The organism is Frankia sp. AgB32 (assembly GCF_023243045.1).
In the GTDB taxonomy this organism is placed as follows: Bacteria; Actinomycetota; Actinomycetes; order Frankiales; family Frankiaceae; genus Frankia.
The window spans coordinates 46,367-55,309 of the sequence record NZ_JALKFX010000039.1 but is presented as its reverse complement, the minus strand read 5'-3'; the positions used below and the strand labels follow the sequence as shown (position 1 = coordinate 55,309).

The following is an 8,943-nucleotide window of genomic DNA, read 5'->3' as shown; positions in this document are numbered from 1 at the left end:
CTGGGCTGGGAACCGAAGGTCGGTTTCGAGGAACTGATCGCGATGATGGTCGACTCGGACCTCGTCCTGGAGTCCGAACTGGCGGGCAAGGCGCTGACGATCCGGTGAACACCGGTCCCCGGACGAACCACACCACCCGCCACCCGCCAGGGGTGAAACGGCCGCGGGTGGGGTATTCCGTGGCACCGGTCGGGGACCATGTCCGGGTGTCTCGTCGGGGAGGGCTCTCGTGAACCGCAACGCGGTGCCGCCGGGGGACGAATCGGCCGCCACCCGGCGAGCAACACCACACCGCACCACGGGCCGGCGGCCCCATCGCCCCCTCGGTCTCCCCCGACGCGCCCCCGGCGCGCTCGTCGACGAACAGGGCACCGACGAGGCGAGCGTCGCCGAAGTGAGCACCGACGAGGTGGGCACAGACGAGGACGCCGGCCAGGTGGACGCCGGCCAGGTGGACGCCGACGGCCAGTCGGCCGGCCTGCTGGCCGTCATCCCCGGTCCGCTGGCGGACCGGTACCCCCACCACCCCGGCCTCGCTCCCCCGCCACCGGCGGTCGACCGCACAGGTTCCGGCCGTGGTGCGGCGCTGGCCCGGCGGCTGCGGCAGACCCGTGGGACCCGGCTGCGGGGGGCGCTGCGCGGCGCCATCCCGCTGGCCATGGCCGGTCTCGTGGCCAACGCGGCCAACATGGGGGTCACGCTGCTCATCGCCCGCGCGATGAGCACCCGCTCCTACGGCGCCGTGGCCCAGCTCATCGCGATCTTCTTCGTCGTGTCGATGCCAGGCAGCGCGCTGCTCGTCGGCGTCGTCCGCCGGATCACGACCTGGCAGCACAGCGGTCAGCTGGACCTGGTCTCCGGCTGGGTGCGCCGGGTCCGGCGGGCCGGGGTCGCGACGGTTCTGATCGTCGCGGTGCTGGCCGTCGTGGGCCGGGGGATCGTGGCGCACGAACTGTCCCTGCCCGGCCCGGGCGGCGTCGCCGAGATCATCACTGCGGGCGCGGCCTGGTGCCTGCTGTGCGTCGACCGCGGCCTGCTCCAGTGCGCCCGGCTCTACCCGGCCCTGGCCGTGAACCTGCTGGCCGACGCCGCGATCAAGTCCATGGTGACGATCGGTCTGGTACTGGCCGGCCTGGACGAGTCCGGCGTGGCGATCGGCGTCCTGTGCGGCGTGCTGGCGGCGCTGCTGCACGCCCGCTGGTCGTTGGCCCGTCATCCGCACGCCCTCGGCCCAGCTCACGCGGCCGCTCCCGGGACGGCGAGCACGCCCGCCGCGCCACCGGGCCCGGCCGCCAGCCCGAACCCGCTGGCCGTGCCGGCCGTGCCGGGCGCGGGGCCGGCGCCCGCGCGGCTGGCCGCGGAGGTGGGGGCCGCGCTGGTCGCGCTCGCCCTGCTGGCGCTGCTCCAGAACGTCGACGTGCTGGTGCAGGGCCGGCTGGCGCCGGACCGGTCGGGGTCGTACGCCGCCGTCTCGGTCGCCAGCAAGGTGCTGGTACTCGCCGCGGTGGTGCTGGCCGGCTTCCTGCTGCCCGAGGCCGCCGATCGGCGCCATCTCGGGCAGCACGCCCTGCATCAACTTGGCGCAACCATCGCAATACTCCTCGTACCCGCGGTGGGGCTGCTCGGCGCCGCCCTCGCCGGACCCGACAAACTTCTTGCTCTGGCCTTCGGCCCCCGCTTCACCGACGCCTCCGGCGCGCTCCTCCCCCTGGCCGCAGCGATGACCTGTCTCGGAGCTACCGTGCTGTTCACTCATTACCTGCTCGCCCTCGGCGAGCGCGGCGTGCTGCTGGCTCTGGGCCTCGCCGCCGCGGTGGCCGTCCCCCTGCTGTTGTGGGCGGACGGATCGCCGACGTCGACCGCTCGCGTCGACTTCGCGGTCCAGGCGGCGCTGACCATCGTCACCGGCCTGTGCGTGCTGGCCGCGGCCCGCCGGACGGAGCGGGCATGACCGCGCCGAGCAACGGCCGGCGCCCCGGCGCGACGATCCCGCCCACCCCGTCGGGACTGATCCTGCCGGCCGGGCCCGCGGCGCCCGGTAGCGGCGGCCCAGCGGGCAGGCCGTCCGCGACCGGCGGCGCCGCGGTGCCCGCGGGGCTGCTCACCCCGCAGGTCGGCGCGCCCGGCATCGAGGGAATCGGGCCGCGGCGTCCGTCCCTGGCGGAGCTGGTCGAGACCTCGGGCCTGCGCCGGGTGCACATGCTGGCCTGGCGGGACCTCGACGATCCCGAGTCCGGCGGCTCGGAGCTGCACGCCGACAAGGTCGCGGAGCAGTGGGCGCAGGCTGGCGTCGAGGTGAGCCTGCGCACGGCGATGGCACCGGGGCACCCCGAGACGGTGCGCCGCAACGGCTACGCGGTCGTGCGCAAGGCCGGGCGCTACTCCGTCTTCCCCCGCACGGCGTTCTCCGGCGCGGCGGGCCGGGGCGGGCCGTGGGACGGCCTGGTCGAGATCTGGAACGGAATGCCGTTCTTCTCCCCCGTGTGGGCTCGTTGCCCGCGGGTGGTGTTCCTGCACCATGTGCACGCGGAGATGTGGCGGATGGTGCTCTCGCCCCGGCTCGCGAAGGTCGGCGAGACGATGGAGTTCCGGGTGGCCCCGCCGATGTACCGGCGGACCCGGATCCTGACGCTGTCCCAGTCGTCCCGCCACGAGATCATCGAGCTGCTGGGCCTGCCGCCGCGCAACATCACGGTGGTGCCGCCGGGCATCGACCCGGCCTACACCCCGGCGGGTGAGCGCTCGCCGCATCCGCTGGTGCTCTCGGTGGGCCGCCTCGTCCCGGTGAAGCGGTTCGGCCTGCTCATCGACGCCCTCCTGCGGGCCCGCACGGAGCACCCGACGATGGAGGCGGTCATCGTCGGCGAGGGCTATGAGCGGCCGGAGCTGGAGAAGAAGATCCGCGCGGCCGGCGCGGCCGACTGGCTGCACCTCGTCGGTCGGGTGGACGACGACGAGCTGCGCGCGCTCTACCAGCGGTCCTGGGTGCTCACCTCGGCGTCGGCCCGCGAGGGCTGGGGCATGACGATCACCGAGGCGGCGGCGTGCGGGGTGCCGTCGGTGGCGACCCGCATCGCCGGGCACACCGACGCGGTCATCGACGGCGAGACCGGCCTGCTCGTGGAGGCCGACGAGCTCGGCCGGACGCTGGCCGGCGTGCTCACCGACCGGGACCTGCACGCCCGCCTCGCCGCCGGGGCGCTGGCCCACGCGGCGACGTTCACCTGGGAGGAGACGGCCCGGTCGACGTTCGCCGCGCTCGTCCGCGAGGCGGCCCGCCGCAACGGTCCCGGCTCGGCGGCGGCCCGCGCCGCCCACCAGCACACCGTGAGCAGCCCGGCGTTACGTACCACCAGCAGCAGACTCAGCACGATCCGTCCCTGGATCACGTCGTTGTACCGCCACGGATAGATCACCTGGCTCAGCAGCGCGACGGCCAGCAGCGCCACCGCCAGGCGGCGGTCGCGGCCCGGCCAGCCGCCCCGGTCCAGCCGACAGGCCACCGCCGGCGGCTCCCCCGGCGCGGGCAGGGCGCTGACCGCGAGCCCGGCGGCGGCGAGCGCGAGCAGCCAGACGAGGTACTGCGGGCTCAGCACCCGGGCGGTCACCACCACCACCGTGACCAGCGCGAGGGACCGGGCGGCCAGGGTCGCGCCGACCGCGGCCGATTCGTCCGCGTCCCCGCTCCCCGCCGCCACCGGCCGGGAGCGCAGCCACCACCACACCGCGACGAGGATGATCAAGACCGCCTCGACCGCCGAGCAGGCCGTCGCGACGGCGCGGGCCGCCGGGCTGTCGAACTGCAACGCGCCGTACGAGTAGGTGGGCGCATCTCCCCCGACCATGTGGGCGAGGACGAACGGGGTCGCGGCGACCGCCTCCACCTGCAGCCCACGGGCCCGCTGCGCGCCGACGAAGCCGAACACGTCCCGCCACCATCCGGTCAGCGCGACGAGGACGGCGAGCGCCGCCACCGCGCACGCCAGCCCGCCGACGACCCGGACCAACGCGGCCCACGACCAGACCCGGCCCCGCCCGGCCGGCCGCGGCAGGGCGACGAGCAGCAGCCCCGGCCACACCTTCAGCAGCGCCCCGGCACCGAGGTGGACCCCGGCACGACCGGGCCGCCCGGTGGCGATCGCGAGCACGGCGCCGAGGGCCGTCGCCGCCGGCAGCAGGTCGAACCGGGCCAGCGCCACCGGGCCGAGCGCGGTGATCCCGGCCACCCAGAACAGCGCCGCGCCGCGGTCGCGGCGGGCCAGCACGGCCGTCGCAACGGCGTCGGTAAGGATCATCAGCGCCACGAACCCCACCCGATAGGGCACCACCAAGAGGGAGTGCGCGAACTCGGGGAGGACGAAGGCGACGGCCGCCGCAGGCGGGTACTGCCACCGGTCGTCGCCGATCGGCAGCCCGCCGCCGTGCCCGAGCTGGTGGGCCCAGCCGGCGTAGATCCGAAGGTCTCCCTGCACGTTCTGCTGGGCACCGAACGTCTGACCCGTCAGCACGCCGACGACGAGCACAGCCCGGGTGACCAGCCAGGCGATCCACAGCCGCGACGCGCCCGGTCGGGCGGTACCCGGACCGGTCCGGGCTGTGGCCACCGCGAGCCCCGGGGCGCGCGGCGCCGGCGCCGCAGCGGCCGGCGCCGGGCGGCGCGGACGGGCAGTGGAGGACGACCGATCCGCGCGCACGACGGCGACCGTACCGGCCCGTGTGGGTGGGCCGAGGCTCACCCCGCGTGCGCCCGGCGGAGACCCGCCAGTGTCACCTATTGTTTGCGCCATATCGAGTCACTGCCATGGCACGCAACGGAGCGTGTCGTGGCCGGCGGACCCGGCGGCGCGTCCGGCGGCGGAGGGTGGCTCGAAACGCGCCGCGGAGGTGCCTGTGATCCTCGGATCCGGCTCAGCATGGGACACGGCCTGCGTTCAACTGGCGAACGCGGCCCGTCATCTGGGCCTCGACGACGGCCTGCACGAACTGCTCCGCACACCCCGACGGTCGATCACCGTCAGCGTGCCCCTGCTACGGGACGACGGGCAGCTGATGGTGCTGACCGGCTACCGCGTCCAGCACAATCTCGCCCGCGGCCCCGGCAAGGGCGGCATCCGCTACCACCCCGACACCGACCTCGACGAGGTCAAGGCGTTGGCGATGTGGATGACCTGGAAGTGCGCGCTGATGGGGATCCCCTACGGCGGTGCCAAGGGCGGCATCGCCGTCGAGCCGGCGATGCTGTCGCGCCAGGAGCGCGAGCGGATGACTCGCCGCTACGCGGCCGAGCTCGTCCCCCTGATCGGGCCGGAGAAGGACATCCCCGCCCCTGACGTGGGCACCGACGAGCAGACCATGGCCTGGATCATGGACACCTACTCGGCCCACACCGGCCACACCGCCACCGGCGTCGTCACCGGCAAGCCGATGTCGATCGGCGGCTCGGCCGGCCGTGCCGGCGCGACCAGCCGCGGGGTGCAGCTCGCGCTGTTCGCCGCGCTGCGCCAGACCGGCCGGGACCCGCACACGACGACGGTCGCGATCCAGGGCTTCGGCAAGGTCGGGGCGCTGGCCGCCCAGTACCTGCACGACGCCGGCTGCCGGGTCGTCGCCGTCTCCGACGTCAAGGGCGGCGTCCACAACCGGCGGGGGCTCAACCCGGCGGCGCTCATCCGCCACCTCGCCGACGGCGCGGAGACCGTCGTGGGCTTCCCGGGGACGGACTCGATCACCAACGACGACCTGCTCGAACTGGACGTCGACGTGCTGGTCCCCGCGGCCCTCGAAGGTGTGATCACCGTCGAGAACGCCGACCGGATCCGGGCCGGGATCATCGTCGAGGGCGCCAACGGCCCCGTCACCGCCGAGGCCGACCAGATCCTCGAGGACCGGGGCGTGCTCGTGGTGCCGGACATCCTCGCCAACGGCGGCGGCGTCGCGGTGTCCTACTTCGAGTGGGTGCAGGACATGCAGGCGTACTTCTGGTCCGAGGACGAGGTCAACGACCGGTTGCGAACCCTGATGGAACGCGCCTACGGCGAGGTCGCCGCGGTCGCCGCCACGCAGGGCATCAGCATGCGCGGCGCGGCGCACATCATCGGGGTGAGCCGGGTCGCGGAGGCGCATCGGACCCGCGGCCTGTACCCCTGACCCAGCCCACCCCCACAGCGGCCGTGCCGGGTGACGCCCGGGCCTGCGAGCCCTGGACGTCCCCGGCCGGTACCGGTCGCCGAGTTGCCGAGGGTGATCTCGGTCAAGGCCACCGATCGGGCGAACCTTCGGCAACTCGCGCGGCTACCCGCCAGCACCGCTCTGGCCGCCAATACCGCCCGGGGGGGCGCCCCCCGGCGGCCCCCCCCCCCCCCCCCCCGCGCCCCCCCCCCCCCCCCCCGCCCCCCCCCGCCCCCCCCCCGGCGCCCCCCCGGCGGCCATCGGATCGGCGCGGACCGCGGCTGTCGCGGCCGCGGTCGCGACGGTCCGCAGGGCATCGCCGTCGTCCGCCGGCCCGGTGCGGTTACGGCGACGGTGGCCACACCGGTCACAGACGTGCGTGAGCACGGTGTCGTGCGCGCGGGCCTCGACGGCGACGGGCCGCATCACCCCGCCGCAGTCGGCCGCGCGGTCACCGGGATGCACGTCGACGTGCCGGGAACACAGGCAGCGCGGGCAGTGGTTGGTGTAGCCGTCACCGCGCACCGACGCGCCGCAGACGAGGCAGTCGAAGTCCTCGGTCGTGCGGGTGAAGCGTCGGCTCATCGGACCAGCCTAGAACGGTCCCGGCGAGGGCGGTCCCGGTTGCGCGGGATCGTCCCTGTACGGCGCGGGTGGGCCCGCGGCGGCCCATGGAGGGGGACGAGCGGGATTGTCGGACCCAGGGGGTGAAATAGTGGGCGGCGCACCATACCGGGCGTGGCAACTCCACGCCTGGCCGCGCCCGTTGTCCCCGCCGCGTCCCGAGGAGGTCCCGCTGTGCAGGCAGCCGCACCCCTGCCACCCGAGCAGCCCCGCGGGGCCGGTGGGCCGCCCACCGGGCTGTCCGACCGGGACCGCCGCGTTCTCGCCTTCGAGCAGGGCTGGTGGCGCCATCCCGGCGCCAAGGAGGAGGCGATCCGCGCCGAATTCAGCCTGTCCTCCACGCGTTACTACCAGATCCTCAACCGGCTGATCGACTCGGAGGCCGCGATGATCGCCGATCCCATGCTGGTCCGGCGGCTGCGGCGGCTGCGCGACCAGCGCCGGGCGGCCCGGTCCGGCCGCCGGGACCAGGGCGGGGAGTAGAGCAACTCATGACGCACGGCACACACGCCCCGGGACGGCGCCGGTCCCCGTCGCCCGGCCCCGAGCGGCTGCGCGGCGTCTGGGCGGGCGTCATCGCGATCCTCGCTGTGCTCGCCGGCATCCTGCTCGTCAACCTGCTCAACGGCGCACCGGATCCGAAGCACCCGGCCAGCCCGGTGGCCGCCGCGACCCGCACGGCGGACAGCGCGACGCTCGGCGCGACCCGTTCGGCCACACCCTCCGCGTCCCCCTCCCCGCGGCCGAGCCCGTCGGCGACCCGTCCGGCCGAGAAGCCGCCGTCGCCGGCGCCGACGTCCGCTCCGCCGGCAACCGAACGTCCGCCGCCCGTGGCGACCGCGCCGGTCGTCGTGTTGAACAACTCCCGGATCGGCGGCCTGGCCGAGTCCGCGGCCCGCCAGGTCGAGGCGGCCGGCTTCCCCGTCACGCGGACGGGTAACTACCTGGCGACCTACAACGTGCCGGTGCCCACCGTCTTCTATGACGACGCGCACCGGGATGCCGCCCAGGCGCTCATGGACGCCATCCCCGGGATCAAGAAGATCGCGCCCCGGTCGCAGACCCAGATCGCCATCTCCGACCCACTGATCCTCGTCATCACGCGGGACTTCCCCGCCGACCCGGAAAAATGATCATTGCGTGACCGTCCCGCCCTGATCTCCGTGGTGGGCACGATCGCCGGCCCTCGACCATCTCGACGACACGAACCCGGGAAGGCCCTGTGACCGACTCCACCCACCACGACTCCGCCACCTCTGCTGCGGCCTCGCCCGCGCCGCGCACCCCCGCCGGTGGTGCCGGTCTGGCCGCGCTGCTCACCGCGCCCGACCGGGCCCTGATCGCCCTCGACTTCGACGGCACGCTGTCGCCGATCGTCGCCCGACCGGCCGACGCCGCGCCGGCCCCTGGCGCGCTGGCCGCGCTGAGCAGGATCTCCCACCAGGTGGGCACCCTCGCGATCATCACTGGCCGGCCCGTGGACGCGCTGCTCGAACTGACCGGCGTCGAGAAGCTGCCCGACCTCGGCGAGCTGATCATTCTTGGCCAGTACGGGCTGCAGCGCTGGGACTCGCAGACCCGCGAGATCACCAGTCCCGAGCCGCTGCCCGGCGTCGCCGCCGTCCGCGCCGCCCTGCCGGACCTGCTGCGCGACGCGCCGGCCGGCACCGTCGTCGAGGACAAACACCACGCGCTCGTCGTGCACGTGCGCCGCGCCGCCGACCCCGACTCGGCGCTGGGCGCGCTGGCCCCGGCGCTGACCACGCTGGCCGAGGAACACGGTCTGGAGGCCGCGCCCGGCAAGAAGGTGCTCGAGCTGCGCCCACCCGGCCACGACAAGGGCGGCGCGCTGCGCGGGCTCGTCGCGGAGCGCGGCGCCCGCAGCGTCCTCGTCGCCGGCGACGACTACGGCGACCTGCCCGCGTTCACCGCCGTGGACGAACTACGCGCCACCGGCATCCCCGGCATCACGGTGTGCAGCGACAGCCCGGAGGTGCCCGACGTGCTGCGGGAACGGGCGGATCTCGTGGTCGGCGGGCCCGCCGGCATGGTCTCGCTGCTGGAGGTGCTCGCCGACCGCCTCGGCGGCTGAGCCCCTCCACCGCCCGGCCGGCCCGTCGCGTCGCCGGTCCAGCCGGGTCGGCCGGACCA

Annotated in this window: 7 protein-coding genes and 1 pseudogene; 6 read left to right on the top strand and 2 right to left on the bottom strand. The window is 75.1% G+C overall.

Annotation, left to right across the window (positions count from 1 at the left end):
* Positions 1-658 precede the first annotated feature (658 nt).
* Positions 659-1,951 (top strand): hypothetical protein, encoded by a 1,293-nt coding sequence (locus MXD60_RS14165; protein ID WP_518467950.1) that lies wholly within the window; start codon positions 659-661, stop codon positions 1,949-1,951.
* Positions 1,948-3,411 carry a glycosyltransferase family 4 protein gene (locus tag MXD60_RS14160; protein WP_248819518.1) on the top strand — a complete coding sequence of 488 codons (1,464 nt, stop codon included), beginning with the start codon at positions 1,948-1,950 and terminating at the stop codon, positions 3,409-3,411. The genes MXD60_RS14165 and MXD60_RS14160 overlap by 4 nt, the downstream gene beginning before the upstream one ends.
* Positions 3,412-3,749: 338 nt before the next feature.
* Here the strand turns inward: MXD60_RS14160 and MXD60_RS14155 are convergent.
* Positions 3,750-4,787: pseudogene (locus MXD60_RS14155) on the bottom strand (glycosyltransferase 87 family protein); the annotation flags it as partial.
* A gap of 103 nt (positions 4,788-4,890) precedes the next feature.
* On the opposite strand from MXD60_RS14155, the gene MXD60_RS14150 reads away from it, so the two are divergent.
* On the top strand, positions 4,891-6,147 hold the full coding sequence (locus MXD60_RS14150; RefSeq protein WP_248819517.1) for a Glu/Leu/Phe/Val family dehydrogenase: 1,257 nt from the start codon (positions 4,891-4,893) through the stop codon (positions 6,145-6,147).
* Between the two features lie 144 nt (positions 6,148-6,291).
* Here MXD60_RS14150 and MXD60_RS14145 read toward each other — a convergent pair whose 3' ends face one another.
* Positions 6,292-6,753, bottom strand: a complete 462-nt coding sequence (locus MXD60_RS14145; protein WP_248819516.1) for an RNHCP domain-containing protein — start codon at positions 6,751-6,753, stop codon at positions 6,292-6,294.
* Between the two features lie 213 nt (positions 6,754-6,966).
* On the opposite strand from MXD60_RS14145, the gene MXD60_RS14140 reads away from it, so the two are divergent.
* The 3 genes from MXD60_RS14140 (at position 6,967) to otsB (ending at position 8,884) form a co-directional block, all read left to right on the top strand.
* Positions 6,967-7,275, top strand: a complete 309-nt coding sequence (locus MXD60_RS14140; RefSeq protein WP_248819515.1) for a DUF3263 domain-containing protein — start codon at positions 6,967-6,969, stop codon at positions 7,273-7,275.
* 8 nt (positions 7,276-7,283) lie between these two features.
* Entirely contained in the window at positions 7,284-7,925 is a 642-nt protein-coding gene (locus tag MXD60_RS14135; RefSeq protein ID WP_248819514.1) for a LytR C-terminal domain-containing protein, read from the top strand.
* A gap of 89 nt (positions 7,926-8,014) precedes the next feature.
* The gene (otsB, locus tag MXD60_RS14130) at positions 8,015-8,884 is read left to right on the top strand and encodes a trehalose-phosphatase (RefSeq protein ID WP_248819513.1); all 870 of its coding nucleotides are present in this window, start codon (positions 8,015-8,017) and stop codon (positions 8,882-8,884) included.
* Positions 8,885-8,943: the final 59 nt, after the last annotated feature.

Bases quoted from the DNA above. Each gene is read 5' to 3' on its own strand.
- MXD60_RS14145 (WP_248819516.1), bottom strand. From the start codon at position 6,753: ATGAGCCGACGCTTCACCCGCACGACCGAGGACTTCGACTGCCTCGTC.
- MXD60_RS14160 (WP_248819518.1), top strand. From the start codon at position 1,948: ATGACCGCGCCGAGCAACGGCCGGCGCCCCGGCGCGACGATCCCGCCC.
- MXD60_RS14135 (WP_248819514.1), top strand. From the start codon at position 7,284: ATGACGCACGGCACACACGCCCCGGGACGGCGCCGGTCCCCGTCGCCC.
- MXD60_RS14165 (WP_518467950.1), top strand. From the start codon at position 659: ATGGCCGGTCTCGTGGCCAACGCGGCCAACATGGGGGTCACGCTGCTC.